Here is a 26,953-nt window from a genome sequence, read left to right on the forward strand (position 1 = left end):
CGGGGGCAAAGCGGGTGCTGGAGGCGGAAACACGCGAGCGCAATGCCGGCCTTGCGCCTGTGGCGGCAGAGGCGCCTTCGGGCCGTCGCCTTCCGGCACCATGGTCGCGGCCGGCGGCCGCCACCGGCCTTGCCGACGCCGCCGTCACCCGCCGTCTTTTCGTGCTGCTGCCCTTTGCCATGATTGCCGGCCTCATCGCCTATGCCGTGCTGCCGGGTGAGCCGCAGCCGCAGGCGCTGCTGGCCATCGGCATTGCCCTCGCCGTGCTCATTGCGATGCTCTGGCGTTCGGTCACCCTGTCGTTGGCAAGCTTGCTGGTTGCCGCATGGATCGGCTTCTGCCTGCTGCCCGTGCATGGACTGTGGTTCGGCACCACCATGCTGACGCGCCCGGCCTACGGGCTCTACGAGGCTCGAGTGGACGAGATCGTCTCGGCTACATCGGAAGCTCGCCGCATCGTCGTCTCGGGGCTTACCCCGCTGGCCGACGACCGGCCGCGCCCGCCGCCCGCTGCGGATCGCAACTGGGGCCGGCGGCTATGGGCCACCATCTGGGCCACGGCGCTGACCAGCTTCATTGCCGGCACCGCCACATTGCTGTTCTCGGCCTATCACTTCCAGCAGACCGCGCCGCTCGGCGTATTGGGCAATGTGCTGGTGCTGCCGGTGGTGAGCCTCATCATCATGCCCTTTGCTGTGTTGTCGGTTCTCGCCATGCCCTTCGGCGTGGAGGCGCCTTTCGTGGCCGTCATGGGCTGGGGGCATAGACCGGATGGTCGATGGCGCAGAGCTGGTTGCGGGCTGGAGCGAGGGATTGACCGGTAACCCATTGCTGACCGGTCTGGCGCTGGTCATCGGCCTTGTGGCCCTGGCCTGGTTCGCCTTCCTCAACTCCTGGTGGCGGCTGCTCGGCCCCGCTTTGGCCGTGCCGCTGATCCTGCTGGTCGGCCTCGATCAGCGCCCCGATATCCTCATCGCCGACAGCACGCAGGCCGTGGCGCTCCGCACCGAAACCGGCATGGGCCTGATCACCGGCCGCACCGGCAGCTTCGCCACCGAGGTCTGGAGCGAGCACTATCAGGAGCCGATCGCCGCCAAGGCCGAAGGCATGCTATGCGACAGCCTGGGCTGTATCGCCACGACCGACCGTTTCTCGGTCGCCGTGATCCGCAATGGGGCGGCTTTCGCCGAAGATTGCGGTCGGAACGACCTCGTCATCGCTCGCATCCGTGCGCCGGTGACCTGCAAAGGCAGTCAGGTGATCGATGCCGATGCGCTGGCGGCCGGTGGCGTGCATTGGCTGCGCTGGAATGCAGGGGCAGGGCGGTTCGATATCCGCCCCGCCATTCCCAATCTCACCCGGCCGTGGCGAGTCGTGCCACGGTGACGCCGGCCGCCGGCATGTTGGCGGTGCCCAGCACATAGCCCGCTTCGTCGGCTGCGGCATTCAGCGCCGCCGGCCCGGCACCGTAATTCACATAGATGCGGAACCCGTTGCGCGTGCGGCAACGCACACCCGCCGGCAGGTTGAGCGTCGGCGTATCTGTTTCGGCGAGCAGGTAGTCCACCACGCGCTGTACCAGCGCCCTGTTGCCGCTGGCGCCGAGGTAATAGAGCTTGCCCTGGTTCACCAGCACCGGCCAGCCATCCACATCCTCGATCACCACATTGGCCCTGGTCTCGATGCGCTCGCGCCAGTGGCGGATGGCGCCGCTCCCTCGCACCTCGATATCGAGTGCCGGGTCGAGGCTGTCGATCCGCGCCACCTTCACGTCGAGCAGGTTGCTCGGCAGGTCCGGCGCCAGGTTGGGCGGAATGACGAAATTCTCGGTCTTGGAGCCTGAACGCGGCCCGATCAGCAGGTGCCCGTCGAATTCGGTGATAGCCCTGCGCAAAGCGTCATTCCAGGCGAACAATGCCGGAATGGCGACGATGTCATAGCCGGCGAAACTCGTCGTGCTGGGCGGCAGGATGTCGATATCGATGCCGTGCTTGCGGAAGGCGGCATACAGCGCCCGGACATGGGCGCCGTGGCTGAACCCCTTAGCCTGCGGCTGGATTTCCCAGGCCCATTCGCTCTGATAGTCGAAAACAATGGCGACGCGGCCCTTGTTGGCCACGCCATCGAGGCCGACGCTTTTCAGCTCCTCGGCCACCTGCATGGCCTCGTGATAGGCGGGTGCCGGCTCGCTGTCGGGGCGCAACAGGCCGGCATGCATCTGCTCTTGCGCGAAAGGTGCCTGGCGCCAGCGGAAATAGGTCACCACTTCCGCACCATGGGCAAAGCCTTCCCAAGCCCAGAGCCGTGCCATGCCGGGCAGCGGATCGGGGTTGAACTGCGCCCAGTTCACCGGGCCGGGCTGCTGTTCCATGATCCACCAGCGGCCATGGCCCACGGCACGATAGAGATCGTGATGGAAGGCGGCATTGTCAGGGTCGCCCTGGCGCATATAGAGCCGCTTGATCTCGTCCGGCTCGTCGCTGACGGCGAGGTGCCCGATCGGGTAGCTGTCCCAACTGGCGATATCGAGCGTTTCGGCCAGGTCGTAGTGGTCGAATTCGGTATAGCGCGACATGAAGTTGTGGATGACCGGCAGGTCCGGCCGCCGCGCCTTCAGAATATCGAACTGCACCTTGTTGAAGGCTGCGACCTGGTCCGAGGCATAGCGGCGGAAATCGAGCTCATGCGCCGGCGCCGCTTCGCAGACCAGCAGGTTTGGCAGGCCCACCTGCTCGAAGCTGTTATAGTCCATCGACCAGAACACCGTGCCCCAGGCCTGGTTCAGCGCATCCACGCTGCCGTATTTCTTCGCCAGCCAGCGCTGGAAGCCCTCTTTAGCGGCCGGCGAATAGGAATAGGTCGTGCCGTGGCAGCCATATTCATTGTCGGTTTGCCAGGCGCCGAGGGCCGGGTGGTCGCCCACGGCATCGGCCAGCAGGCGCGTGATGCGGGCGGCCTCTTTCCGATAGCCGAGATGACTGAAATCATAGTGCCGGCGCGAGCCGAAGCCACGACGGCGGCCCTGTGCGTCCACCGCCAGCATGTTGGGATGCTTGTCCAGCATCCAGCGGGGCGGGGTGGCCGTCGGCGTGCCGAACACGACCTTGAGCCCGTACCGCCCGAGTACATCCATGGCCCGGATGATCCAGTCGAAGGTCAGATTGCCAGGCGTCGGCTCCAGCCGCGACCAGGCGAATTCCCCGATGCGCACCCATGCAATGCCCACCTCGGCCATGCGCGCCGCGTCGCGTTCCCACACCTCCTCCGACCAGTGTTCGGGATAGTAGCAGACACCGATGGCAGGGGCGGTCATGACGAGATCTCAGAGAGTGATGGGCGTTTCGGGCTGGCCGGCGACATCGACCTCGACGGCAAACAGGCTCCCGGCGTGTTTTTCGGCGGCGAGTTGTTCGGCGCTCAGATTCTTGGCCGCCGTGGTGATGAACAGCGTCTTGAGGTCCGACCCGCCAAAGGCCGGGCAGGTGACCTGGCTGACCGGCACTTCCACCACGCGGTCCACCGAACCATCAGGCGCATGGCGCACCACGCAGGAGCCGCCCCAGCGGGCGTTCCACAGATAGCCCTCGCTATCCACCACGGCGCCATCGGGCCAGCCTCGGTCGATATCGGCGAACAGCGTCCATTCGCCCACCGGCAGCCCGGTTTCCGGGTCGGTGGCGCATTTGAGGATCTTGCGGGTCGGCGTATCGGTCCAATAGGCCACGCGTCCATCCGGCGAGAAGCAGGTGGCGTTGGGTATCCTTATGCCCGACTTGAGCGTGGTCAGCGCCCCGGCGCGATAGTGATAGACTGAACCGACAGGCGCTTCCTCGTCGACCTTGCCCATCGTCCCTATCCAGAAGGCGCCGGAGGGATGCACCCGGCTGTCATTAGTGCGGGTGACCGGATTGTCGGCCTCGATCTCGTTGATGCGGTTCATGCCGCCGCTGGCGAGGTCGAATTCCTTGAGCCCGGTTTCCGTTGCCAGCACCAGCATATGGTCGTCCAGCACCGCCGCAGCCGCCACGGTCTCGTTGAACAGCCAGCTATCGGCCACTTCGCCATCGGCGGTCACGGCGAACAGCGTCTGCTCGTTGATGTCGAAGAAGAACAGTTGCTGGCGGCCCTGATGCCAGATCGGGCCTTCGCCCAATTGGCACTGGCTGTCGAACAGCAGGCTTGCCGTAGCGCTCATGCCGCCTTCCCCGCATCATAGGCGGCAACGGCAGCGGCGGCGCGCTCGGCCACCTGGGCGGCGTCCATGCCGGGCTTGTAGATATAGGTGCCCAGCCCGAAGCCATTGCAGCCGGCCGCGAAATATTCGCCGAAATTGTCCGGATTGGCGCCGCCCACCGCATAGACCGGCAGTTCGGGCGGCAGCACCGCCTTCATCGCCTTGATCCCCTTGGGGCCAAGCACTTCGGCGGGGAAGAATTTCAGCCCCGTGGCCCCCGCCTTGATGGCGCGGAAGGCGTCGGTGGGGGTGAATACGCCCGGATAGGACAGCATCTGCAGCCGCACGGTTTCCTCGATCACCTGCTTGTTGGTGTCGGGCGAAACCACGAAGGTGCCGCCGGCATCCGAAACGGCCCAGACATGTTTCTTGCTGAGCACGGTTCCCGCCCCGATGGCGGCTTCGTCGCCCAGCGTATTGGAGGCCAGCGCAATGCTGGTCAGCGCGTCCGGCGAATTGAGCGGCACTTCGATCATGGTGATGCCGGCGGCGATGAGCGCCTTGCAGACATCCAGGGTCTCGTTCGGCGTGATGCCCCGCAGGATGGCGATGATGTGGCGGTGGTCCATACTAGTCACTCCTAGGCGGCGAAGCTGCGCGCGGCCTTGAGGCCGGCCAGCACGATTGCGGTGGCGTCCATGGGCTCGCCCCTGGCGCCGGCCATCTCCAGCACTTGCGCATAAAGCGCGCTCAATGCAGGCGAGCCGATCAATGGCACAGGCTGGTCGCCGATCAAATGACGGTTGCTGCCGATTTCGGTGCCGACAAGCAATCCGGACAGATAGCCCGCGCACCAGTCGGGCTGGCGGCCTGACAGCAGCGAACCCGCCCGCACCTGAAACAGCGTGCCCAGCAATTGCTCGGGGCGATCCAGCCCGGCCGCGGCGCCGGCCGCAAAACCTTCGGAGCGGCCTGGTCCGTCGAGGTCGCCGGTCAACGAGTGGCGCAGCACCGAATGGGTGCGCAGCACTTCGAACATTTCCCCGGTCATGGCGGTCGAGAAATGCTCGATGCGGGTGCCCGACAATTGCGCCCATTTCGAATGCGTGCCGGGCATGCAGACCACGCCCGAAAAGCCCGGCGTCAGCGCCGCGAGGCCCAGCAACTGGGTTTCCTCGCCGCGCATCACATTGTCGGCGCCAGCCTTCTGGCACACGCCGGGCAGGATGGCGGGGGCGATGCGCGCATCGGGCATTTCCGGCCTGACTGCGCCGTCGAGCAGGCCGCGCAGGTCGGTCGGCGCTTCGAGATATGGCGCTTCCAGCCATCCCTGGCGCGCGCCTGCCATGCCACAGATCAGCACATCGAGTGCGCCACTGCGGGATGGAGCCACGCCGTCGAGCAATTCGGCCAAGGCGGCGGGGAATTCCTCGCGCGTCAGCTTTCCCATGCCTTTGGGCGAGGTCTTCTCGAAAATCACCGCGCCATCGGGGCCGATGCCCCAGGCGCGCAGGTTGGAGGTGCCCCAGTCCACGGCCACCCAGTCTACGATCTCACTCACGTATTTCCCTCATCGCGGCAGGCTCGACGCGGCGCGACCCTAAAGGCTGACGGCGGTTTCATCCAGCCCGATTCTGCGCTGCAGAACAGCCCGGATCGATGGGCTGGGTCCCCTCGTTTGGTAAGATTTTCAGGGCGTTGGGGAATATCGGGCGGTGCGATGCTCATTTGTATGATTTTTTACTCGGAATCGCCTTCACTCTGGCGTAAGCCATGTTAGAACGGCTCCAAACGGCGGGCAGTGTCGCGCACCGCGGACCCAAGAGGAAAGATGAGATGACTGCAGGCAATGGCTCCGGCGAGGCGCCCAAAAAACTGCGCTCGCGCGCCTGGTTCGACAATCCTGACAATCCGGACATGACCGCGCTCTATCTCGAGCGCTACATGAATTTCGGCGTGTCGCGCGAAGAACTGCAGTCGGGCAAGCCGATCATCGGCATCGCCCAGACTGGTTCGGACCTCTCCCCTGCAATCGCCACCATATCGTCCTGGCCGAGCGCGTGCGCGAAGGCATCCGCGAGGCGGGCGGTATCGCCATCGAATTTCCGGTGCATCCGATTCAGGAAACCGGCAAGCGTCCCACGGCCGGCCTCGACCGGAACCTCGCCTATCTCGGCCTGGTCGAAGTGCTCTACGGCTATCCGCTCGACGGCGTCGTGCTGACCATCGGCTGCGACAAGACCACGCCGGCCATGCTGATGGGCGCGGCCACCGTCAATATTCCGGCCATCGCGCTGTCGGTCGGCCCCATGCTCAATGGTTGGCACAAGGGCGAGCGCACCGGTTCGGGCACCATCGTCTGGAAGGCCCGCCAGATGATGGCGGCCGGCGAGATCGACTATCCGCAATTCATCGAGCTGGTGGCCTCCTCGGCCCCCTCGACCGGCTTCTGCAACACGATGGGCACGGCTTCGACCATGAATTCGCTGGCCGAGGCTTTGGGCATGCAATTGCCCGGTTCGGCCGCCATTCCCGCGCCCTATCGCGACCGCCAGGAAATGGCCTATCGCACCGGCAAGCGCATCGTCGACATGGTGCATGAGGACCTCAAGCCCTCCGACATCATGACCAAGGACAATTTCCTCAATGCCATCGTGGTGAATTCGGCCATTGGCGGCTCGACCAATGCGCCGATCCACATCAATGCCATTGCCCGCCATATCGGCGTCGAGCTCAATATCGACGACTGGCAGAGGCATGGTCACAAGGTGCCACTGCTGGTGAACCTGCAGCCGGCCGGCGAATATCTCGGCGAGGACTTCTACCATGCCGGCGGCGTGCCGGCCGTTGTCAACGAGCTGATGGGGCAGGGGTTGATCCGCGAGGGCGCGCCTACCGTCAACGGCAAGCCCATCGGCGAGAATTGCCGCGCCACCACCATCCAGGATGACAAGGTCATCCGCCATTTCGACAATCCGCTCAAGGCCGAGGCCGGTTTCCTGGTGCTGCGTGGCAATCTCTTCGACAATGCCATCATGAAGACATCAGTGATCTCGTCAGAGTTCCGCGACCGCTACCTCAACGATCCGGCCCATCCCGGCATGTTCGAGGGCAAGGCGGTGGTGTTCGACGGACCGGAGGACTACCACCACCGGATCGACGATCCCGCGCTCGAGATCGACGAGAACACGCTGCTCTTCATGCGCGGCGCCGGTCCCATCGGCTATCCGGGCGCGGCCGAGGTGGTCAACATGCGGCCGCCCGATTATCTCATCAAGAAGGGCATCCACGCGCTGGCCTGTATCGGCGACGGCCGACAGTCGGGCACGTCGGGTTCGCCCTCGATCCTCAATGCCTCGCCCGAGGCCGCTGCCGGCGGCAATCTTGCCATCCTCAAGACCGGGGATCGCGTGCGCATCGACCTCAACAAGGGCCAGGCCAATATCTTGATTTCCGACGAGGAAATCGCCAAACGGCGTGCCGATCTCGAGGCGGCGGGGGGCTACAAATTCCCCCGGCACCAGACGCCCTGGCAGGAAATCCAGCGCGGCATTGTCGGCCAATTGGGCGATGGCGCCATTCTCAAGCCAGCCGAGAAATATCAGCGCATCGCCCAGACCGAAGGTGTCCCGCGCGACAACCACTGATCGCCGGCAATAGTGCAGGGCCCGCACCAATGGTGCGGGCCCTTTGCTTTGGCATCGCCATGACCGGTTCGGCGTCTGTGCTATAGACACGGCAATGCAGTCGGGAAACACGACATGACCGAGCCAACAGGCGACGCACAAACCGGCCCCATTGCAAGCTGCCATTGCGGCGCGGTGAATATCGTTCTGCCGCATGCGCCCAGCGTGGTGGTCGAATGCAACTGCAGCCTGTGCCGTCGTTATGGTGTGCTCTGGGTCTATTATGACGCGGCCGAACTCACCGGCCTGCCCGAGCCCGGCGCAACCGACCGCTATGCCTGGAACGGCAAGCATGTGGATTTTCACCGTTGCCGCAATTGCGGCTGCGTCACCCATTGGGCGCCGCGTTCCGCCGGCCGCACCACGCGCGGCATCAATGCGCGCCTGCTACCCGAAGCCGTGGTCTCCGCGGCCCGTTTGCGGCAGAAGGATGGTGCGGGTTCTGGCAAATATCTGGACTAGGGCGCTCGAAGCAGCATGATTTTTACCGAACCCCGCGATCCCAGATTGATCACGATCCGCCGCGGCGGCACGCTGAGCGACCGCGACCACCGGCTGCTTGCCACATGGGCCGCCACCTGCGCCGAGCATGTCTTTCCATTCTTCGAAGCGGCCTTGCCGGGTGACGATCGCCTAAGACACGCCATCGCTCAAAACCATGCCTGGACGCGTGGCGAGATCACCATGCGCCAGGCGCTCAAGGCCGCCGCTGCCCGTTCTGCGGCACGCGACGTGTCCGGCGCTGCGAAATTTGCCGCCTATGCCACCGCCCAGGCCGTGGCGGTTGCCCATGTGCCGGCGCATGAACTGGGTGCTGCGGCCTATGCGATACGGGCTGTGCAGGCGGCGGCCGGCGAAGAGGCTGGCCGCCGGGAGTGTCGATGGCAGCGCGGGCAACTGCCGGATGAAATCCGGGACCTGGTGCTTGATGACCAGCGGTTGCGCAATCACGCCTGCTGGTTTGTGTTCGACTGCTGATGGGCGCGCAGGAGGGCGGCATGGCCGGAGAGGTCGTTCTGGAACTGGACGCGCTTCGCGCGGTGGCTGCCTATGCGGCCGAAAGTGCGGCCGACGTGCTCGCCCTCTTCGAGCAAGCCGCGCCCTCGGATTCCCGCCCGCGCGACGCGGTGGATGCCGCGCTGGCCTTTGCACGCGGTGGCAAACGAGTGAAAGCCCTGCGCGATGCATCCTGGACGGCGCTCAAGGCAGCGCAGGAGACGGACAATGCCGCGGCAAGCCAGGCGGCGCGGGCTGCGATGGCCGCTTCGGCGGCGGCCTATCTGCATCCGCTGCCCAATGCCACCCAGGTAAAACATATCCTTGGCGCGGCCGCCCATGCCGCAAGAGCTGCCGAGCTTGCGGCAGGCGATGATCCTGCTGTCGGCGACGCCCATATCCAGCGTGCCGCGCTGCGGGCACCTCCGGATGTCCTGAGCATGCTCCGCCAGTTCCCTCCGGCCCCGCCGGGCAGCGGTCGCGTCGGCCAATTGCTGCGCACACTCGACACGGCGCTTCGCGCCATACCTTAAGGCGGGTCGATACTCGGCGCGGAATCAATCAGCGCCCCGCTCCGATCTCTTACTCCCCCAGGTCATTCCCGCGAAAGCGGGAACCCTGTTTTCTCCGATCGGCGCGGACCCTGTGGTCACGGCTCCGCGTCGCATACCGCCGGCAAACTTCCCGCCGAATCCCGGGCAAAAAAAGACCACCGCGTTTTCAACATCGCGGTGGTCCTTGTGCGAGCAGCGCCGAAGCGCGCTCGTCATCTGTGCCTGAAGCCTAGAGCAGGGTCAGGTTGGTCGCCGATTCCTTGCCGTCGCGGCCGGTCTCGAGCTCGTAGGTCACCTTGTCGTTCTCATACAGGCCCTGCAGGCCCGAACGCTGAACGGCGGAGATGTGGACGAAGGCATCCTTGCCGCCATTTTCAGGCGAAATGAAGCCGAAGCCCTTGGTGGTGTTGAAGAATTTCACGGTGCCAGTGATGAGGGCCATGATAGTTTCCTTTTGCTCTTAACGAGCGGTTATCCGATGGCAACATGCCAAGGGGACATAACGTTCGCATGGTAGAGAAGGAAGCCACGGACCGGACACGCCGGCGTCAGGCAGCCGACTTAGGCTGAAAACGTATGCCCCTATGTGACACGGAAACCGCCATTCCGCAAGATGTACGCTACTAAGAGTTTGCGAACACTGCGCTTTGCCCGTCCTTCCCCTGCCACGAGATGCCGAATACTTGCCGGAAAACGCCAGGCGATCCGGCCGTTTTCAGGCCAGCCGCCAGCACTCCGTGCCGCAGGCCGGCTTCTCTCCCTGCAATCAGTATTTGCGTAGCAGGCCGACGAGGCGTCCCTGGACCTTGACACGGTCGGGCGGGAAAATGCGGGTTTCATAGGCCGGATTGGCCGCTTCCAGCGCCACCGTATTGCCCTTGCGGCGCAAGCGCTTGAGGGTGGCTTCTTCATCATCCACGAGAGCGACGATGATTTCGCCCGTGCTGGCAGCATCCTGCTTCTTGATGAGCACGGTGTCGCCATCGAAGATACCGGCGTCGATCATCGAGTCACCGCGCACTTCGAGCGCAAAATGCTCGCCCGCACCCAGCATTTCGGGCGGGACCATGATCGTATGGGAATGGGTCTGGATCGCCTCGATCGGCGTACCGGCCGCGATGCGGCCCATGACCGGGATGGAGATCGGGCGCACATAGTCCTCGGTCGCCGAAATGCGCGACGGGGGCGAGGCCACCTTGCCCAGATTGCCTTCGATGACCGACGGCTCGAAGCGCACCTTGCGGCCGCCGAGCGAGGGGTTCATCGAATCCGGGAGCTTTACCACTTCCAGCGCTCGCGCCCGATTGGGCAGGCGGCGGATGAAGCCGCGTTCCTCGAGCGCCGTGATCAGGCGATGGATGCCCGATTTGGATGCCAGGTCGAGCGCATCCTTCATCTCGTCGAATGAGGGCGGAATGCCGCTTTCCTTCATCCGCTCATGAATGAACATCAGCAGCTCGTGTTGTTTGCGCGTCAGCATTGGCCCCTCGGGGAGAGAATCGGAACATAGACAGAACGACTATACGTGTTCCAGTTATGTTCTGCAATAACTCTCTGCAATAGTGCAGATCAGGCCGCCGATATGTCCTGGATCTGCGGCAGTTGTACCTGCAGGGCTTCCAGTTCGCTCTCGCTGACCACGCGGTTGCGGCCGGCATGTTTGGCGGCATAGAGGCACCTGTCGGCGCGCTCGATCAGCATGGTGGCCGTGTCGCCGGCCTCGTAGGCGGCCACGCCGAATGAGGCGGTGATGCGGCCCAGTTTCTCGTTGGTCGAGCGCTTCAGCAGTTCCTTGGCCTGGATGGCGCGGCGGATATTCTCCGCCACGATCACCGCGCCCTCGATATCGGTCGAGGGCAGGATGGCCACGAATTCCTCTCCGCCATAGCGCGCCGCCAGGTCCTTGCCCTTGATATTGGACTTGAGGGTCATCGCCACCAGCCGCAACACCTGGTCGCCGGTCTGGTGGCCATAAGTATCGTTGAAATTCTTGAAATGATCGATATCGACGATCATCAGGCAGAGCGGCGTGCCGTTTTCCTGAGCCTCGGCAATGGCCGCTTCCATGCCGTCATCAAAGCTCTTGCGGTTGGCGATCTTGGTCAGCGGGTCGAGCAGGGATTCGCGCCTGACATCGTCGAGATCGCGCTGCAGCGAGGCAATGTCGTCGCGCGAGGCTTCCAGCTTCTGCTCGAGCGCCCGGTTGGTGTCCTGCATGCGCCGCGTTTCGGACAGCAGCCGCTCGGCCAGCGCCTTCATCGCCTCGGCGGAAATATCGCGTTCCAGGTCGCCGCTCGCCGATTGCAGCGAGCCGGAATAGGCATTCGCCGTGGTCATGGCGGAGTCGATGGCCTCATGGACCGCCTCGATGCGCGCATGCATGCGCTCCGAGACGTTGGACATCCGGTCATTGACGTCGGATTTGAGGAATTCGTTGTAAAGCGCCTCGGCAAGATTGGCCGAAGGGGAATCGCCATTGCGGAAAATGGCGTTGATCCGGTTGTTCAGCGTCGGATTGACGCCCGTCGCGTAAGTATAGAGCAGTTCGTAGAATTGCGGATAGGGCGGTATCCCGCTGCGCTTGAGCAGGTCAAAGGCAGAGTTCGCGTAGCCGAGCGCGCGTTTGAATTCCTGTTCCGACACAGCTTCCCTCGCGCGTGGTTGCGCCGGACCTGGCCGCCTCCTGAATCTCCTGCGGCCGAGTCATCAATGATGAATATCGCGCCAGTATTAATGAAGACAACTGTGCAGCAGCAATAAAACGGCTGCTTGCACAATGAAATAAGATCAAATTAGCTGGCGGCGCGGGTCGGGCGCAGCAAAAACGCAGGAATCGGACCGTCATTGCCGAACGGAGAGTTGCCGGCGCCCGAGTCCGAATCGGGCTGTTCGGCTTCCGGGCGCTGCCGGCCGCGGCTGCGCGGCGGGCGCTGGCCGCTGCGTTCTGGCTTTGCCGCCGGCTCGGGTGCAGGCTCTTCCGCCTCGACAGGCGCGGCCTTGGCGGCAGGGCGTGTCCGGGGCGCAGGCGCCGCCGCTTCGGCCGTGGCATTGGCCTCGGCCTCGGCACGGGTCCGCGGACCGCCGCGGCGCGACCTTGCGGGCCGGGCAGGGCGCTCGGCGCCGTCTTCGGTCGGGGTGGCGGCTTGCGTCGCCTTGCTGCCGGTTTCCAGATAGTCGATCGGCTTCTGGATCAGCTTGAGGATGGCATCGAGATGCTTGCCATCGGCCGGCGCCACCAGCGTATAGGCAACGCCGGAACGCCCGGCGCGGCCGGTGCGACCGATGCGGTGCACATAGTCTTCGGCATGCACGGGCACATCGAAGTTGAACACATGGCTCACTGCGGGAATATCGAGCCCGCGCGCGGCCACGTCGCTGGCGACCAGCAGGGTCAGCCGGTTGTTCTTGAACGCGTCGAGTGTCTCGGTGCGGCTCTTCTGGTCCATGTCGCCATGCAGCCCGCCGGCGGAAAAGCCGTGGCGCTCCAGCGAGCGGGCCAGCGTTGCCACGTCACGCTTGCGATTGCAGAAGATGATGGCGTTGGTCAGCCCATCGGCAGCGCGGATGCGCTCGCGCAGGGCGGCGCGCTTTTCCTCGGGCTTGGAGCCGACCTTGACCAGTTTCTGGTCGATCGTGTCGGCGGTCGAAGCGGCGCGGGACACCTGCACATGCACGGGGTCCTTGAGGAACTTCTTGGTCAGCTTCTCGATCTGGCTGTCCATCGTCGCCGAGAACAGCATGGTCTGCCGGCGCGGCGGCAGGCGCGACACGATCTTTTCGATATCGTCGATGAAGCCCATGTCGAGCATGCGGTCGGCTTCGTCGATGACGAGGATTTCAACGCCCGTCAGTAGGATCTTGCCGCGATCGAACTGGTCGAGCAGGCGGCCGGGCGTGGCGATCAGCACATCGACGCCGCGATCGAGCTTCTTGTTCTGGTCCTCGAAGGAGACGCCGCCGATGATCAGCGCCATCGAGATGCGGTGGTTCTTGCCGTATTTCTCGAAATTCTCGCTGACCTGCGCCGCGAGTTCGCGCGTCGGTTCGAGAATGAGCGTGCGGGGCATGCGAGCGCGGGCGCGGCCGTTTTCCAGCAGCGTCAGCATGGGCAGGACGAAGGAAGCCGTCTTGCCGGTGCCGGTCTGGGCAATGCCGATGACGTCCTTTTTCTGCAGGATATGGGGGATAGCCTGCGCCTGGATTTCGGTCGGCTTGGTGTAGCCGGCAGCAGTCACCGCGTCGGTTACTTTGGTGGACAGGCCCAGCCCGGAAAAATCATCAGTCAAATCAGGTAATTCCACTCAGAAATGTGGCCCGGGGCCAGGTCCAGTCCGAGACATTCGAACGGTGCGCCGGGGTCTTCAGCCGTGGACTGGAAAAGCTATGCGAATACGTCCACCACTGGATGGCCACCGAACGGGATGCAGCGAGTGCAGATACGGAGTGGCCCTGAGGCAGTTTGGCAGAGGCGGGTGATGTCATGATGACAAACCGTCCAGCCGGAATTGCTCCAGCGGCGCGGACCATAGCGCAAAGGCCTTGCCTGTCAACGGTTTTGCGGGCGTTAGGATTAATTGGGCCACTTCACTCTCAAGGAGCAGCGGCCCCTTGCTGGTGACGCGCAACAAACTCGATCGTCACCCTCGGGCTTGACCCGAGGGTGTTGCACTTGCTGAACGTCGGTAAAGTATAGAGCCCTCGGGTCAAGCCCGAGGGTGACGATCTGTGAATGTATGCCAACCTGCCCGAGCGGGTTCACCGCATGGCACGGATATTGCGCCTAAACGTCCAGATCGGTCACGAAGGCCGCATTTTCCTGGATGAAGTCGAACCGCGCCTCGGGCTTGGTGCCCATCAGCCGGTCGACGCTGATCCGGGTCGCGTCCAGGTCGTCCCGCACCTTCACCTGCAGCAGCGTGCGGGATTTGGGCGACATGGTGGTCTCGCGCAGATGCGCGAAGGGCATTTCGCCCAGCCCCTTGAAGCGGGTCATGTCCACCTTTCCCTTGCCGGTGAATTCGGTTTCCAGCAATTCATTCTTGTGGGCGTCGTCGCGGGCATAGAGCGTCTTGCCGCCCTGGCTGATGCGATAGAGCGGCGGCAGGGCCAGATAAAGGTGCCCCGCATCGATCAACTTGGGCATCTCCTGGAAGAAGAAGGTGATCAGCAGCGAAGCGATATGGGCGCCGTCGACATCGGCATCGGTCATCACGATGATCTTGTCGTAGCGCAGGTCTTCCTCGCGATAGCGGTCCCGCGTGCCGCAGCCCAGCGCCTGGATGAGATCGGAGATGAGCTGGCTGGCATGCATCTTCTCCCGGCTGGCCCCGGCGACGTTGAGGATCTTGCCGCGCAGCGGCAGCACTGCCTGGTTGGCGCGGTTACGCGCTTGCTTGGCTGAGCCACCGGCAGAGTCGCCTTCCACGATGAACAGTTCCGCGCCCTGTGCCGCGGTCTGCGTGCAGTCGGCCAGCTTGCCGGGCAGGCGCAGCTTGCGCGTGGCGCTGGCCCGGTCGATTTCCTTTTCCTTGCGCCGGCGCAGCCGTTCCTCGGCCCGCTCGATGGCCCAGTCCAGCAGTTTGCCCGCCTGGTTGGGCGAGGCGGCCAGCCAGTGGTCGAAGGCGTCGCGCAGGGCCGTGTCGACCAGGCGCGTGGCTTCGCCCGAAGCCAGCTTGTCCTTGGTCTGGCCGACGAATTCGGGCTCGCGCACGAAGACGGATAGCATGGCGCTGCAATGGGCGAAGACATCATCGGCGGTGAGGATGGCTGCGCCCCTGTTCTTGGTCAGCTCCGCATAATTCTTGAGGCCGCGCAGCAGGGCGGTGCGCAGGCCCGCCTCATGCGTACCGCCATCGGGCGTGGGCACGGTGTTGCAATAGGACGAGACCCCGCCATCGCCGAGCGTCCAGGCGACGGCCCATTCCACCGCTCCGTGGCTGCCCGCTTTGCCGTGAACGCCAGCGAACAGCTCGTCGACAATGCGCGTCTCGCCCTCGATACGCGCCGTCATGAAGTCCTTGAGGCCATTGGGATAGTGGAACACCGCCTTGGCCGGCGCGTCCTCGGTCACCAGGGACTCGTCGCAGCTCCAGCGCAGTTCGACACCCGCGAAGAGATAGGCCTTGGCTCGCGTCATGCGGAACAGGCGGGCGGCGGAAAAGTGCGCGTGGTCGCCGAAGATCTGCGGATCGGGATGGAATCGGGTGGTCACGCCGCGCCGGTTCTGCACCCGGCCCAGGGTCTCGATCTCGCCCAGCGGCTTGCCGCGCGAAAAGGCCAGCCGGTACAATTGCTGCTCGCGCGCCACTTCGACCACGAGGCTGTCCGAAAGCGCGTTGACCACCGAGACGCCGACGCCATGCAGGCCCCCGGAGGTCTCATAGGCCTTGGAATCGAACTTGCCGCCGGCATGGAGCACGGTATGGACGATTTCCAGCGTCGAGCGGCCGGGATATTTCGGGTGGTTCTCGACCGGGATGCCGCGCCCATTGTCGGAAACGGTGATGAACCCATCCTCGCCCAGATGCACTTCGATGCGGGTGGCGTGGCCGGCAATGGCCTCGTCCATGGAATTGTCGATGACTTCGGCAAACAGGTGATGCAGCGCATTGGCGTCGGTGCCACCGATATACATGCCGGGACGGCGGCGCACCGGCTCCAGCCCTTCCAGCACCTCGATATCGGCAGCCGAATAGGAGCCGGGCGCATTGGCGCCGGCCTTGGCTACCGGCTTGGCCGGTTCAGGCTGGATATTGGGGCGATCGGGTTCGTCCCCGCCGCCGAAAAGGTCTTCTGCTTGCGACATGCACATTCCATATTCGTGCCCGAATCAGGCAATTCCGCCTTTTAGCATATCCCAGTCGCGGGTCGCTCCATGCCGGAACTACTTGCCGCCCCGGGCTTTCTCCACAAAGCTGAACGCCAGATGAACGGCCGGTTTCGCCTGGGTTCAAGCCCGATCCGGCATGCTGCCCGATTGCATCAATGACACGGAGGCCGTCATGACCAAGTCCATCGCCATCGCCCTGGCGGCGCTGCTGCTCGGCACCAGCGTCACCATTCCCGCCCAGGCTCAGTCCGCCAGCTTCGGCATCTTCTTTGGCGACGAGGAATCCGACTTCTTCCCCGAACGCATTACCTGCATGAGCGGTTATGAGGTCCGCCAGGCCGTGGCCGATCGCGGCTATACGAACATCTACCTCAATGTCATGACAAACAAGCATGTCGAAGTCCGGGCCACCCGCGGCGACTGGGTCTACCTGCTCGACTTCAACTATTGCACCGGCCGCATCGAGGACCGCACCCAACTGCGCCCAGCGGGGTAGGCCAGTAGACCTCATGGTGAGCGCGTCGAACCACGAGGTCGTGGCACACGGCCTCCACTCGCCCGACCTCGCCCTTCGACACGCTCAGGGTGAGGTCTCGGGAGAGCCTTGCCCAGATCCATACAAACCCGTCCCAAGATCGGGCGCCGGATTTACGTTCCATTTGCTTCTTGAAAGCACTTTCTTAAAGGCACGCTGCTAGAACCGTCACATACGGTTTTTGTCTGGAGTTGCCGTATGCGAACCGACCGGGATCCTCGTTCTGCGTACCAGGTCTCTGCTGGTTCGGTTGCCTCAGGTGTTTGGCCGCAAGCCGGGTTTTCAGGTATTGCGTACCGGCTGGCCAAGCTCACCGCCCCGCGTTCCGGGGTTCTTGTTCTGATTTCCGCACTGTTCTACCTAGCCTGAGGTTCAACCTCCTCGGCCGGGCGGACACGTATCTGCGGTACCGGCGCCACGGGCGGTTCCTCTGGCGCCGCTTCGGCAGGTGCCAGGGGCGCTTCGGGCGCAACTGGTCCACCCTGCGTTAGATTGATCGAGATGCCGAACAGGCGCCATTGCCGGTTGGTGGGGGTGAACAGCAGGTCGAAATTGACCTGTGTCGGCACCGACGGAAAGAAGCCCGCCATGCGCAGCATGCCATCGCCGCGGATTTGCGGCAGCACGGTCAGTTGCGGTTCCAGCACGGCGACACCAGCCAGGTCGAGCCCATTGGCGCGCTGGCTCGCGAAGATTTCTCCCAGTTGCGCGGCGGAATTGGCCTGGAAGCCGGGTGAGCCCAGGTCCCGCAAGACCGTGTAGTTCCCCGTCTTGTTGGCCTGGTCGAGCGCCAGCAGCGCCGTCCGAACCAGGATCAGTACGCCATTGCGGTCGATATTGGCCGGCTCCGGCTCGACCGCCGGCGCCGTCTCCTCCGATTGGGCCAGAACCCGGCCCAACTCGGCCGGCACCAGCCAGCCCGCGACGATCAGCAAGGTCGCAGCGGCTACCGAGGTGCCGAACCGCATCAGAACTCGCCTTGTAGCCCGACACGCGCCGCGTGTGACTCGCCGCCGCCATAGGAATAGCCCAGGCTGAAAGCTGTGGGGGCAGGGGTGTCGAAGCGATAGGTCAGCGCGCCGCCGAAGGCCATGGCGCCCTTGAAGTAGCCGACATTGGTCGCCCAGGTCGTCTTGCCGGGTGCCGAGGGCATGCCGGGATTGGCCATGGCGATGGCGGCAGCGATGCCCTGACGGGCCTCCGTGCGGGTTTCCGATATCTGGTTTGACAGCGCCGCACTGTTATTCTCCAGGGCACCGACACGGCCGTCGAGCTCGCCGATCGCATTGGTGTTGTCGATAAGGCCATCGGCAAGAATAGCGATGCTCGCGTCCTGGGCAATATTGGCGGCTGTACTTTGCCCCACAGTGGCGACAAGCTCTTCCGTGGTGAAAGCCGTAGCGGCCATGTTACCGTTGGCGTCGGTGGTCGCCAGATATGTCGCGCCGGCCTGCGCCGCCGTGCTTGCGGCACTTTTGATGCCAGCCATCGTGTAAGTATTGGCGGCAGTACCAAACGCCATCTGATTGTCGCGCACCGCCTGGGCGCCGGCGCCGATGGAGGTGCTATTGCTGATGGTGCGACGGTCGTCGAACGTGCCGGAGCCGGCTCCCGCGCCGATTGCGGTATTGTTCGTGCCGGTAATGTAGCGGCCGGAATCGGCGCCATAGGCCGAATTGCCGTCCCCAACCACATATGTGCCTGTGCCGGCGCCAAAGGCGGAATTGCCGTTACCGGCCGTGTGATGACCGGCGCCATTCAAGCTAAAAAATGGGGCCGCATCACCTGCATCGGGGTTGATCGAACCACCGCCCACTACACTATTACCGGTGCCGGTCATATCAAAGCCGGCAAAGCTGCCAATCGCCGTGCCTGAGCTGCCGCCAGTTTCCGCTCCGGTGCCGATAGCGGTGCTTTGCACTCCCGAAGCCTCGGCGGCGTCCCCGCAGGCAAATGAATATATGCCCGGCGCGGTTGCCGGCCCCAACCCTCCAGTCGTGTCGCAGGTCGCCTGAGCCACGGCCGGGCTGCTCGCGGCAAAGGCGAAAATGAGCGCCAGGCACAATGCCGCTGCGCGAGGGATGGGTCGGGCAGCACGGAATTGATCGAGCATAGGCGCCGGATTCCTCGACGGTGGATCTGCTCAAAATTACGTGACTGCTTAAGCGCCCACATCATTCAAATGAATGACCGGTTTTTCGCATACGCTTCGTGCAAATTGATTTCCGCCGCTGCTTTGGCTATGAATTGCTTCAGTCCAACACGAACCAGAGGAGGGCTGCATGATTGTATTTGATCATCATCGTCAGTGCGGCCCTGTCCAGGCCCTGCAGCAGACGTTGCAGGGCTGACCGGTACTGGTACGGACTTTTCCCTTCTGTCTCTCCCATTCTGGTTTGCCCTTCGTGGCGGTCTCTGACCGCCTGACAGGATTTTGGCGCTTTCTCGCGCCGCACCAGTGAGACAAGACAATGGGCTCCATCAGCCTCCGCAATGCCGGCCTCGTGGCCACTGACACTCTCTTTTCCAACCTCAATTTCGTCATCGGCGACGGCGATCGCGTCGGTCTCGTTGCTGGCAATGGCCGGGGCAAGACCACCTTGCTGCGCGCCATGGCCGGGCAGGGGGAGCTGACGACAGGCGATATCGTGCGCTCACGTGGCCTCACCGTGGGCTATGTTGAACAGGACATGCCTGCCGCCAGCATGGGCCTTACCCTCTATGATGCCGTGCTCGAGGCCCTGCCGCCTGTTGATCGTGACACCGACAGCTGGCGAGTCGACGTGGTGCTCGACGAGTTCGAAACGCCCGATGCGATGCGTCATCGAAAGCTGACCGAACTCAGTGGCGGCTGGCAGCGTATCGCCCTTATCGCCCGCTGCTGGGTGCTGCAGCCCGATGCCCTCCTGCTGGACGAACCCACCAACCATCTCGACCTCGGCAAGCTGTTCCAGCTCGAAAACTGGATCAACCAGGCGGCCCGCAACATCCCCGTCGTCATCGCCAGCCACGATCGGCAGTTCCTCGACGCCACCACCAACCGCACCCTGTTCCTCAGGCCCGATGCCAGCCACTATTTCGCCTTGCCCTACAGCAAGGCCCGGCTGGCGCTGGCCGAAGCCGACGAAGCTGCCGAGGCGAAGCGCGAAAAGGACCTCAAGGAGGTCAGCCGTCTCCGCAAGCAGGCGGCCAAGCTCACCAATATCGGCATCAATTCAGGCAGCGACCTGCTGACGGTGAAATCGAAATATCTGCGCGAGCGCGCCGAGAAGATCGAAAGCGCCGTGCTGTCGGTGCACAAGGAGCGGAGCGGGGAAATCCGGCTGGGCAATAGCGGCGCCCAGGCCAAGGTCATGCTGGCCATCGAGAATGTCGACGTCACCAGTCCGGTCGGCGACAAGCTGTTCCGCATCGACAAGCTCCATATCTTCCAGGGTGATCGGCTGGTCATCCTGGGCCGCAACGGCACCGGCAAGTCCCAGTTCATCGGTCTCGTCCACCGCGCCATGACCGGTACGGAGACGCCGGGCATCCGCGTCAGCCCGCAGGTGGTGCCCGGCTATGTCGATCAGGCCATGAGCTTCCTGCCGGCGAAAGAATCCCCACTCGGCTACATTACCGGCCGCTTTGACCAGGGCGACCAGCGCAGCAAGAGCCTGCTCGCGGCGGCCGGCTTTGCCGTTGAGAAGCAGGATCGGCCGATCGCCGAATTGTCCTTCGGCCAGCGCGCCCGGCTGGGTCTTTTGGCTATTCGTCTGCTCGAACCCAATTTCTACCTGCTGGATGAGCCGACCAACCATGTGGACATTCCGGGGCAGGAGCGGCTGGAGGACGAAATCCTCACCCATGGCGCCACCTGTATCCTGGTGTCGCATGACCGCAGCTTCGTGCGCGGGCTGGGCAGTCGGTTCCTGGTGATCGAAAAAAGCCGCCTGCGCGAAGTGGACTCTCCTGAGCCGCATTTCGCCGAAATGGCCGCGGAACGCGGATGATGTTCAGCATTCACGTAGATCGATCGCACTAAATGCCGAAGTAAAGTTCTACGAATATTCTGAGCATTATGTCGTACGTAAATTGTTTAGATATTTCTACTACCTTTGCTTGTCTGACTTGGAGGGTGGAAAGTGCAAGGGGCAGTAGTTTCGGCCAGGCCGGTGCGACACGACGACGTCAGATATATTGGCGCGCTCAACGGTTGCTACACATTGTCGGAAAGACGCGACACCACCGCAGATGGAGCGGCGCCGGTCTATGCCTGCCGGCTCTGCTCGATTTCACCGCACCAAGCCGTGCTGGTCGCTCCCGTTATCGGCAGGACAGGCGAGACGGTTGCGGCGCATTTCAAGGATTTCGGGCTGTTGCGCACACGGGTCGCCCGCGAATTGCCAACCGGCTTCGTGCTCGATATCGACTTGGATGAGGACGGGCGCGACAAGCTGGCGGCGAAAATTCGCTGGAGGAAGCAGTGCGCGACGAGCCACACGCCGGACAAGCGGGAATATCCGCGGATATTGCCCAGGCTGCCACGGAGCGTGTTGACCCTGGCCGACGGCAAGCACCTGCCGTGCTTCGTCATCGACATTTCCCGGTCGGGGGCGGCCATTTCGGCTTCCGTCCTGCCTGGATGCGGCACGCCCCTGGCGGTGGGCAGCATGGTCGGTCGTGTCGTGCGACGCCTCGATATCGGCTTTGCCGTGGCGTTTACCGAGATTTACGCGCAGGACCAGCTCGAAGAACGCCTGTCCGCGCCACCACCCGCAGTTCCGCAACTATCTGCGTAGGGTCCCGCTAACCATGCGATAAGTTGATCGCGCGCCGACGGCGGCAAGCGATCAAACTCACAGGTAAATTTGGAGAAGTCCTTAAGAACTAGCCCCTATCGTTTCGTTCCGATTGGGAACGATTGGGGCGAGGGACCCATGTTTCAAAGCGTCGATGGCGATACCGCGCCGTCACGGTCGCATTTTGATTGGCATGATGTCCGGTTCATCGGTGCCGTGGCGGGGCGGTATGCGCTGTCCGACCGCCGCGTCGGCGACGATGGCAAAGTGTCCGTCTATGCCTGCCGGCTCTGCTCGATCTCGACGCGGCTGGCGGTGGTGGTCGGTCCGGTGACCGGTCGCGAGGGTGAATCCGTCACGGCTCATTTCGATGAATTCGGCATCCTGCGCGGCAAGATCACGCGCAAGCTGCCATCGGGCTTCGTCATGGACCTGCTGCTGAACGATGTCGATCGCAACAAGCTGGGCGGCAAGATCGTCTGGCAGAAGAAGCGCGTCCATGAGCAGGTTCCCGACAAGCGGGAGCATAAGCGCATCCTGCCGCGCGACCCGCGCACGCTGCTCACACTCGCCGACGGCAGCCAGATTCCGTGTTTCGTCATCGATATCTCGCAGTCCGGCGCGGCCGTCTCGGCCGATATCTGGCCCGGTCTCGGCACGCCCATGGCCGTCGGCAAGCTCGTCGGTCGCGTGGTGCGCTACCTCGATGTCGGCTTCGCCCTGCAGTTCATCGGCCTGCAGGAACTCGACCGGCTCGAACTTCTGATGGCGCCGCCAGTCCAGTGAGGGCTGGCAGGTAAGTGGAAACCTCACGCGGCCAGAATCTCGATCTGCTCCAGCTCCTGCGCAAGAACCGGCGCCTCATTCGCCAGGTCGTAGGTGACCTGCATCCCCATCCAATATTGTGGCGTGGTGTCGAAGAACCTGGATAGCCGCAACGCGGTATCCGTGGTGATCGGATGCGTCTCGGCAACGATGCGCTCGATCCGCGTGCGCGGAACACGGAGCTTTTTGGCCAGCGCGCCCGCCGAGATACCCAATGGCACGAGATACTCTTCCCGCAGGATTTCGCCGGGATGGATCGGTGGATCGAACTGGATGGTCATTTTCCTGCTCCTCGGGCTGTTGCGAGATACTGACATGCGGCATCGTCAATGATAGTCCACGATTTCTACGTCATGGGCGCCGTCGTCTCTCCAGACGAAGCAAATGCGCCATTGGTCGTTGATCCGGATGGAATGCTGCCCCGATCTGTCGCCTTTCAGGGCTTCCAGTCGGTTGCCGGGAGGCAACATCAGGTCACGAAGTTCGAGCGCATGCTCGATCATATAGAGCTTGCGGCGTGCGGAGCGAACGAGATCGGCCGGAAAGCCCTTCGGGGCCTTGCCGCCCGCCAATCGTTCCACTGACTTGTCCCTGAACGAGACGATCATTCCGCGCTCCGATAACAGAAGGATGTATCTCATCATGATACATTTTGCAAGGAATTTGTATCATACGGCGATACGGCAATAAGCCTGCCTCAAAACAAAAGGGCCCCTTCCGGGGCCCTTTCTCATTCCGATCTGTCAGCCTCAGGCCGAATAGTACATTTCGTATTCGACCGGATGCGGGGTCTGCTCGAATTTGACGACTTCCGTCATCTTCAGCTCGATGTAGCTGTCGATCTGGTCGTTGTCGAACACGCCACCGGCCAGCAGGAATTCGCGGTCCTTGTCCAGGCTGTCCAGGGCTTCGCGCAGCGAGCCGCAGACATGGGGGATCTGCATCAGTTCCTGGCGCGGCAACTCGTACAGATCCTTGTCCATCGGGTCGCCGGGGTGGATCTTGTTCTTGATGCCGTCGAGGCCGGCCATCAGCATGGCCGAGAAGGCCAGGTAGGGGTTGGCCAGCGGATCGGGGAAGCGGATTTCGATGCGCTTGGACTTCGGCGACTGGCCGAAGGGGATGCGGCACGACGCGGAGCGGTTGCGGGCCGAATAGGCCAGCAGCACGGGGGCCTCGAAGCCCGGCACCAGGCGCTTGTAGCTGTTGGTGGTGGGGTTGGAGAAGGCGTTGATGGCCTTGGCGTGCTTGATGATGCCGCCGATATAGTAAAGCGCATCCATGCTGAGGCCGGCATACTGGTCGCCGGCAAAGAGCGGCTTGCCGTCCTTCCAGATCGACTGGTGGCAATGCATGCCCGAGCCATTGTCGCCGAAGACGGGCTTGGGCATGAAGGTCACGGTCTTGCCATAGGCATTGGCGACCTGGTGAATGACATACTTGTAGATCTGCACGTCGTCGGCGGCCTTGATCATCGGCGCGAACTTCATGCCGAGCTCGTGCTGGGCCGAGGCCACTTCATGGTGGTGCTTCTCGACGACCACGCCCATATCGGCCATGGCAGCCAGCATTTCGCCGCGAATGTCCTGCGCGCTGTCCAGCGGCGGCACCGGGAAATAGCCCTTCTTGAGACCGATATGGTGGCCGCTATTGCCGGCTTCATAGGCGGTGTCGTTGTTGGACGGCAGTTCGGGATGATCGACTTCGAAACCGACCTTGTAGGGCGTATTGGAATACTTCACGTCGTCGAACATGAAGAATTCGGGCTCGGCGCCGAACACGACCGTGTCGCCAATGCCGGTCGACTTCAGATAGGCCTCGGCCTTCTTGGCCGTGGTGCGCGGGTCGCGGCTATAGGGCTGGTAGGTCAGCGGCTCGAGAATGTCGCAGTTCACCACCAGCGTCGAGGCGCCGAAGAAGGGGTCCATATAGGCCGATGCCGGATCGGGCATCAGCACCATGTCGCTTTCGTTGATGGCCTTCCAGCCACCGATCGAGGAGCCGTCGAACATGGTGCCTTCTTCGAACAGGTCTTCGTCGACGATGGAAACGTCGAGGGTGACATGCTGCAGCTTGCCGCGCGGGTCGGTGAAGCGCAGGTCGAGATACTTGATGTTCTCGTCCTTGATGCGCTTGAGGAGGTCAGCTCCGGTGGTCATTAGATATTCCCCTGTCTAAACGGAATGCTTTGGATTGTAGTCACGGCGAGCCATGCCCGAGGCGAAAGCCCCTAGAGCGCGTCGTCGCCGAATTCTCCGGTACGGATACGAATGGCCTGCTCGATCGGGTAGACGAAAATCTTGCCGTCGCCGATGCGGCCAGTTTGCGCAGCATTGCGGATGGCTTCGATGGCCTTCTCTGCCAGTTCGTCGGGGCACACGACCTCGACCTTCACCTTGGGCAGGAAGTCGACGACATATTCTGCGCCGCGATAGAGCTCGGTATGGCCCTTCTGGCGCCCGAAGCCCTTGGCCTCGGTCACCGTGATGCCTTGCAGCCCGACCTCCTGAAGTGCCTCTTTGACTTCGTCCAGCTTGAACGGCTTTACGATAGCCTCGATCTTTTTCATGTGTGCCTCCAAGTGTCGTATGCGAGTACCGCAAGCCCGTATGCACGGCTTGTGCCAGCCTGTCAGCAAGCCAAAAATGCCTGTATGACGAAAGACTTACTGCAAAGGCCTGATGCGGTCGGCGGTGCCGGTTAGACGGGTAGTGTCCAAAACGGCGGCAGGATGCACAAGTTTTGTGCAATCGTCCAGCGGAGGCGACGGGGTGGCGAGCGGAGTGGCGCTTATGTCGCCACCCGGATGCATTCGGAGCAGCCGGCGCTCATAATCCGCGCAATCGGCCCATGTTGCATGGTTTTCGCCATTCACGGCAAATCGCCAAGCTAGGCTTTGACGGGCTTTCCATCTTCATATAGATGCAACGCCAACCCGGCCAACGGGTCCTTTTGCGGGTGTGGCGGAACTGGTAGACGCACTGGATTTAGGTTCCAGCGCCGCAAGGCGTGGAGGTTCGAGTCCTCTCACCCGCACCACCTAGGGACTTGGCCCTCACGCGATCCAATGAATACGGGACAAAACCGAATGCAGGTTACCGAAACCCTCAATGAAGGCCTGAAGCGCAAGCTGAGCGTTACTATTCCGGCCGCCGCCCTCAATGAGCGCCTTGGCGCCAAGCTCGAAGAGCTCAAGGGCCAGGCCAACATCAAGGGCTTCCGTCCCGGCAAGGTGCCGCTGGCCCATATCAAGAAGATGTTCGGCCGCTCGGCCATGTCCGAAGTCATGACCGACGCCATCAATTCCACGGTCTCCGACACACTCGACGAGCGCAAGGAACGCGCCGCGGCGCAGCCCAAGGTCGATCTGCCCGACGATCAGGCCGTCATCAATGACGTGCTCGACGGCAAGGCCGACCTGGCCTTCGAAGTCGAATATGAAGTCCTGCCGCCCGTGACGCTGATGAAGCTCGACGGCATCAAGCTCGACCGTCCCGTCATCGACATCACCGACGAGGAAGTCACCGCCGAAGTGAACCGCGTCTTCGCGCAGAACCGCGGCTATACCGACAAGGGTGACGAGGGCATCGTCGAGAATGGCGATCGTCTCGGCCTCAGCTTCGTCGGCAAGATCAAGGGCAAGCCCTTCGATGGCGGTACCTCCGACCATGCTCACCTCACCGTCGGTGCTGGCGAATTCATCCCGGGCTTCGAAGAGCAGCTCGTCGGCATGAAGAAGGGCGAGACCCGCGAGATCGACGTCACCTTCCCCAAGGATTACCAGAGCGACGAGCTGGCCGGTAAGAAGGCGCAGTTCGAAGTCACCATCCTGCATGTCGATGGCCCCAACCAGGGCGAGCTGGATGACGAATTCGCCCAGCGCCTCGGCGTCGAGAATGTCGAAGCCATGCGCGCCGCGGTCAAGACGCAGATGGAAGCCGCTCTCGCCTCGATGAGCCGCCAGCATATGAAGCGCCAGATTCTCGATGCGCTCGATGACGGCCACAAGTTCGACGTTCCGGCCCAGCTGGTCGATGCCGAGTTCAACACGATCTGGCAGCGCGTCGAGCACGAAGTGCAGAGCCACGGCCGGTCCTTCGAAGATGAAGGCACGACCGAGGAAGCCGCCCGCGAGCAGTATCGCAAGATCGCCGAGCGCCGCGTGCGCCTGGGCCTTGTCGTCGCCGAGATCGGCAACCAGAACGAAGTTGAGGTCACCGAGGAAGAGCACCAGCAGGCGCTCATCGCCGAAGTCCGCCGCTTCCCCGGTCAGGAACAGCAGGTCTACGACTACTATCGCAAGAACCCGCAGGCCCTTGCCGGCCTCCGCGCTCCGGTCTTCGAGAACAAGGTTGTCGATTTCGTCTCCGAAAAGGGCGACATCACCGACAAGAAGATGACCCGCGCCGAACTCGCCAAGCTGATCCAGGCCGACGAGGACGAGGTTCCCGAAGAGCACCACCACTAACTTCGAACCGGCCCGCAGGGCAAAATCGCTCCAGTGGAGCGATTTCAGGAGAGAAGGCCATGAGAGCTGGGCTCGAATGGCGCTGACGCAAGTTTCAAAGCCGCC

The 26,953-nt window shown here is 63.1% G+C and carries 25 protein-coding genes, 1 tRNA gene and 1 pseudogene; 12 read left to right on the plus strand and 15 right to left on the minus strand.

Annotated features, from left to right (window positions below):
* Positions 1-14: 14 nt before the first annotated feature.
* Together NVV79_RS14300 and NVV79_RS14305 are read left to right on the plus strand one after the other, a co-directional pair.
* On the plus strand, positions 15-824 hold the full coding sequence (locus NVV79_RS14300) for a ComEC/Rec2 family competence protein (RefSeq protein WP_303990854.1): 810 nt from the start codon (positions 15-17) through the stop codon (positions 822-824).
* Positions 814-1,386 (plus strand): hypothetical protein, encoded by a 573-nt coding sequence (locus tag NVV79_RS14305; protein ID WP_303990857.1) that lies wholly within the window; start codon positions 814-816, stop codon positions 1,384-1,386. The genes NVV79_RS14300 and NVV79_RS14305 overlap by 11 nt, the downstream gene beginning before the upstream one ends.
* Here the strand turns inward: NVV79_RS14305 and NVV79_RS14310 are convergent.
* Genes NVV79_RS14310 through NVV79_RS14325 form a run of 4 tightly spaced genes read right to left on the minus strand, consistent with a single transcriptional unit; the run spans position 1,355 to position 5,735 of the window.
* On the minus strand, positions 1,355-3,313 hold the full coding sequence (locus tag NVV79_RS14310; protein ID WP_303990860.1) for a beta-galactosidase: 1,959 nt from the start codon (positions 3,311-3,313) through the stop codon (positions 1,355-1,357). The genes NVV79_RS14305 and NVV79_RS14310 overlap by 32 nt on opposite strands.
* A gap of 9 nt (positions 3,314-3,322) precedes the next feature.
* Positions 3,323-4,195, minus strand: coding sequence for an SMP-30/gluconolactonase/LRE family protein (locus tag NVV79_RS14315; protein WP_303990864.1), 873 nt, complete (start codon positions 4,193-4,195; stop codon positions 3,323-3,325).
* Positions 4,192-4,803 carry a 2-dehydro-3-deoxy-6-phosphogalactonate aldolase gene (locus tag NVV79_RS14320; RefSeq protein ID WP_303990866.1) on the minus strand — a complete coding sequence of 204 codons (612 nt, stop codon included), beginning with the start codon at positions 4,801-4,803 and terminating at the stop codon, positions 4,192-4,194. Before NVV79_RS14320 ends, NVV79_RS14315 begins: the two co-directional genes overlap by 4 nt.
* A gap of 11 nt (positions 4,804-4,814) precedes the next feature.
* The gene (locus NVV79_RS14325; protein ID WP_303990869.1) at positions 4,815-5,735 is read right to left on the minus strand and encodes a 2-dehydro-3-deoxygalactonokinase; all 921 of its coding nucleotides are present in this window, start codon (positions 5,733-5,735) and stop codon (positions 4,815-4,817) included.
* A gap of 275 nt (positions 5,736-6,010) precedes the next feature.
* On the opposite strand from NVV79_RS14325, the pseudogene NVV79_RS14330 reads away from it, so the two are divergent.
* The 4 genes and pseudogenes from NVV79_RS14330 (at position 6,011) to NVV79_RS14345 (ending at position 9,389) form a co-directional block, all read left to right on the plus strand.
* Positions 6,011-7,821 (plus strand): annotated as a pseudogene (locus NVV79_RS14330) (IlvD/Edd family dehydratase).
* A 114-nt stretch (positions 7,822-7,935) separates the two neighbouring features.
* Positions 7,936-8,322 carry a GFA family protein gene (locus NVV79_RS14335; protein WP_303990872.1) on the plus strand — a complete coding sequence of 129 codons (387 nt, stop codon included), beginning with the start codon at positions 7,936-7,938 and terminating at the stop codon, positions 8,320-8,322.
* 15 nt (positions 8,323-8,337) lie between these two features.
* Positions 8,338-8,838 (plus strand): putative immunity protein, encoded by a 501-nt coding sequence (locus NVV79_RS14340; RefSeq protein ID WP_303990875.1) that lies wholly within the window; start codon positions 8,338-8,340, stop codon positions 8,836-8,838.
* Positions 8,839-8,858: 20 nt separating this feature from the next.
* Positions 8,859-9,389 carry a putative immunity protein gene (locus NVV79_RS14345; RefSeq protein WP_303990877.1) on the plus strand — a complete coding sequence of 177 codons (531 nt, stop codon included), beginning with the start codon at positions 8,859-8,861 and terminating at the stop codon, positions 9,387-9,389.
* A 250-nt stretch (positions 9,390-9,639) separates the two neighbouring features.
* Here NVV79_RS14345 and NVV79_RS14350 read toward each other — a convergent pair whose 3' ends face one another.
* The 5 genes from NVV79_RS14350 to parE form a co-directional block, all read right to left on the minus strand.
* A complete protein-coding gene (locus NVV79_RS14350) occupies positions 9,640-9,852 on the minus strand; it encodes a cold-shock protein (protein WP_056230464.1) in 213 nt (70 codons plus the stop codon).
* Between the two features lie 324 nt (positions 9,853-10,176).
* Positions 10,177-10,890 (minus strand): transcriptional repressor LexA, encoded by a 714-nt coding sequence (gene lexA / locus NVV79_RS14355; protein ID WP_146289165.1) that lies wholly within the window; start codon positions 10,888-10,890, stop codon positions 10,177-10,179.
* Positions 10,891-10,979: 89 nt separating this feature from the next.
* Positions 10,980-12,053 (minus strand): GGDEF domain-containing protein, encoded by a 1,074-nt coding sequence (locus NVV79_RS14360; RefSeq protein ID WP_303990884.1) that lies wholly within the window; start codon positions 12,051-12,053, stop codon positions 10,980-10,982.
* Positions 12,054-12,202: 149 nt separating this feature from the next.
* A complete protein-coding gene (locus tag NVV79_RS14365) occupies positions 12,203-13,696 on the minus strand; it encodes a DEAD/DEAH box helicase (RefSeq protein WP_303990888.1) in 1,494 nt (497 codons plus the stop codon).
* A 494-nt stretch (positions 13,697-14,190) separates the two neighbouring features.
* Entirely contained in the window at positions 14,191-16,215 is a 2,025-nt protein-coding gene (parE, locus tag NVV79_RS14370) for a DNA topoisomerase IV subunit B (RefSeq protein WP_369684736.1), read from the minus strand.
* Positions 16,216-16,411: 196 nt separating this feature from the next.
* Between parE and NVV79_RS14375 the strand changes: the two genes are divergently transcribed.
* Entirely contained in the window at positions 16,412-16,735 is a 324-nt protein-coding gene (locus NVV79_RS14375) for a hypothetical protein (protein WP_303990891.1), read from the plus strand.
* A gap of 395 nt (positions 16,736-17,130) precedes the next feature.
* Here the strand turns inward: NVV79_RS14375 and NVV79_RS14380 are convergent, their stop codons facing one another.
* Positions 17,131-17,742 (minus strand): hypothetical protein, encoded by a 612-nt coding sequence (locus tag NVV79_RS14380; protein ID WP_303990893.1) that lies wholly within the window; start codon positions 17,740-17,742, stop codon positions 17,131-17,133.
* On the minus strand, positions 17,742-18,761 hold the full coding sequence (locus NVV79_RS14385; protein ID WP_303990895.1) for a hypothetical protein: 1,020 nt from the start codon (positions 18,759-18,761) through the stop codon (positions 17,742-17,744). The genes NVV79_RS14380 and NVV79_RS14385 overlap by 1 nt, the downstream gene beginning before the upstream one ends.
* Positions 18,762-19,245: 484 nt before the next feature.
* Between NVV79_RS14385 and NVV79_RS14390 the strand changes: the two genes are divergently transcribed.
* The 3 genes from NVV79_RS14390 to NVV79_RS14400 all read left to right on the plus strand — a co-directional run bounded on the left by NVV79_RS14390 (position 19,246) and on the right by NVV79_RS14400 (position 22,341).
* Complete coding sequence (locus tag NVV79_RS14390; protein ID WP_303990897.1) at positions 19,246-20,766, plus strand: ABC-F family ATP-binding cassette domain-containing protein; 1,521 nt, start codon at positions 19,246-19,248, stop codon at positions 20,764-20,766.
* 132 nt (positions 20,767-20,898) lie between these two features.
* On the plus strand, positions 20,899-21,555 hold the full coding sequence (locus NVV79_RS14395; RefSeq protein WP_303990900.1) for a PilZ domain-containing protein: 657 nt from the start codon (positions 20,899-20,901) through the stop codon (positions 21,553-21,555).
* 138 nt (positions 21,556-21,693) lie between these two features.
* On the plus strand, positions 21,694-22,341 hold the full coding sequence (locus NVV79_RS14400) for a PilZ domain-containing protein (protein ID WP_303990903.1): 648 nt from the start codon (positions 21,694-21,696) through the stop codon (positions 22,339-22,341).
* Between the two features lie 23 nt (positions 22,342-22,364).
* Here NVV79_RS14400 and NVV79_RS14405 read toward each other — a convergent pair whose 3' ends face one another.
* The 4 genes from NVV79_RS14405 to NVV79_RS14420 all read right to left on the minus strand — a co-directional run bounded on the left by NVV79_RS14405 (position 22,365) and on the right by NVV79_RS14420 (position 24,949).
* Complete coding sequence (locus NVV79_RS14405; protein ID WP_303990907.1) at positions 22,365-22,661, minus strand: HigA family addiction module antitoxin; 297 nt, start codon at positions 22,659-22,661, stop codon at positions 22,365-22,367.
* Between the two features lie 45 nt (positions 22,662-22,706).
* Positions 22,707-22,988: a type II toxin-antitoxin system RelE/ParE family toxin gene (locus tag NVV79_RS14410; protein ID WP_303990909.1), complete on the minus strand. Its 282-nt coding sequence runs from the start codon at positions 22,986-22,988 to the stop codon at positions 22,707-22,709.
* Positions 22,989-23,129: 141 nt separating this feature from the next.
* Positions 23,130-24,539 (minus strand): type I glutamate--ammonia ligase, encoded by a 1,410-nt coding sequence (gene glnA, locus NVV79_RS14415; RefSeq protein ID WP_303990911.1) that lies wholly within the window; start codon positions 24,537-24,539, stop codon positions 23,130-23,132.
* Between the two features lie 71 nt (positions 24,540-24,610).
* On the minus strand, positions 24,611-24,949 hold the full coding sequence (locus NVV79_RS14420; RefSeq protein ID WP_303990914.1) for a P-II family nitrogen regulator: 339 nt from the start codon (positions 24,947-24,949) through the stop codon (positions 24,611-24,613).
* Positions 24,950-25,334: 385 nt separating this feature from the next.
* Here NVV79_RS14420 and NVV79_RS14425 point away from each other — a divergent pair.
* A tRNA-Leu gene (locus tag NVV79_RS14425) sits at positions 25,335-25,419 on the plus strand.
* Positions 25,420-25,468: 49 nt separating this feature from the next.
* A complete protein-coding gene (gene tig / locus NVV79_RS14430) occupies positions 25,469-26,848 on the plus strand; it encodes a trigger factor (RefSeq protein WP_303990917.1) in 1,380 nt (459 codons plus the stop codon).
* Positions 26,849-26,953 lie beyond the last annotated feature (105 nt).

Origin of the sequence: Devosia ginsengisoli, assembly GCF_024707105.1 — a bacterium.
GTDB classification, from domain to species: domain Bacteria; phylum Pseudomonadota; class Alphaproteobacteria; order Rhizobiales; family Devosiaceae; genus Devosia; species Devosia ginsengisoli_A.

Coding starts and splice junctions, on each gene's coding strand:
- NVV79_RS14310 (WP_303990860.1), bottom strand. CDS start 3,313: ATGACCGCCCCTGCCATCGGTGTCTGCTACTATCCCGAACACTGGTCG.
- NVV79_RS14315 (WP_303990864.1), bottom strand. CDS start 4,195: ATGAGCGCTACGGCAAGCCTGCTGTTCGACAGCCAGTGCCAATTGGGC.
- NVV79_RS14320 (WP_303990866.1), bottom strand. CDS start 4,803: ATGGACCACCGCCACATCATCGCCATCCTGCGGGGCATCACGCCGAAC.
- NVV79_RS14335 (WP_303990872.1), top strand. CDS start 7,936: ATGACCGAGCCAACAGGCGACGCACAAACCGGCCCCATTGCAAGCTGC.
- NVV79_RS14340 (WP_303990875.1), top strand. CDS start 8,338: ATGATTTTTACCGAACCCCGCGATCCCAGATTGATCACGATCCGCCGC.
- NVV79_RS14345 (WP_303990877.1), top strand. CDS start 8,859: ATGGCCGGAGAGGTCGTTCTGGAACTGGACGCGCTTCGCGCGGTGGCT.
- NVV79_RS14350 (WP_056230464.1), bottom strand. CDS start 9,852: ATGGCCCTCATCACTGGCACCGTGAAATTCTTCAACACCACCAAGGGC.
- lexA (WP_146289165.1), bottom strand. CDS start 10,890: ATGCTGACGCGCAAACAACACGAGCTGCTGATGTTCATTCATGAGCGG.
- parE (WP_369684736.1), bottom strand. CDS start 16,215: ATGTCGCAAGCAGAAGACCTTTTCGGCGGCGGGGACGAACCCGATCGC.
- NVV79_RS14375 (WP_303990891.1), top strand. CDS start 16,412: ATGACCAAGTCCATCGCCATCGCCCTGGCGGCGCTGCTGCTCGGCACC.
- NVV79_RS14380 (WP_303990893.1), bottom strand. CDS start 17,742: ATGCGGTTCGGCACCTCGGTAGCCGCTGCGACCTTGCTGATCGTCGCG.
- NVV79_RS14390 (WP_303990897.1), top strand. CDS start 19,246: ATGGGCTCCATCAGCCTCCGCAATGCCGGCCTCGTGGCCACTGACACT.
- NVV79_RS14400 (WP_303990903.1), top strand. CDS start 21,694: ATGTTTCAAAGCGTCGATGGCGATACCGCGCCGTCACGGTCGCATTTT.
- NVV79_RS14405 (WP_303990907.1), bottom strand. CDS start 22,661: ATGACCATCCAGTTCGATCCACCGATCCATCCCGGCGAAATCCTGCGG.
- NVV79_RS14410 (WP_303990909.1), bottom strand. CDS start 22,988: ATGATCGTCTCGTTCAGGGACAAGTCAGTGGAACGATTGGCGGGCGGC.
- glnA (WP_303990911.1), bottom strand. CDS start 24,539: ATGACCACCGGAGCTGACCTCCTCAAGCGCATCAAGGACGAGAACATC.
- NVV79_RS14420 (WP_303990914.1), bottom strand. CDS start 24,949: ATGAAAAAGATCGAGGCTATCGTAAAGCCGTTCAAGCTGGACGAAGTC.
- tig (WP_303990917.1), top strand. CDS start 25,469: ATGCAGGTTACCGAAACCCTCAATGAAGGCCTGAAGCGCAAGCTGAGC.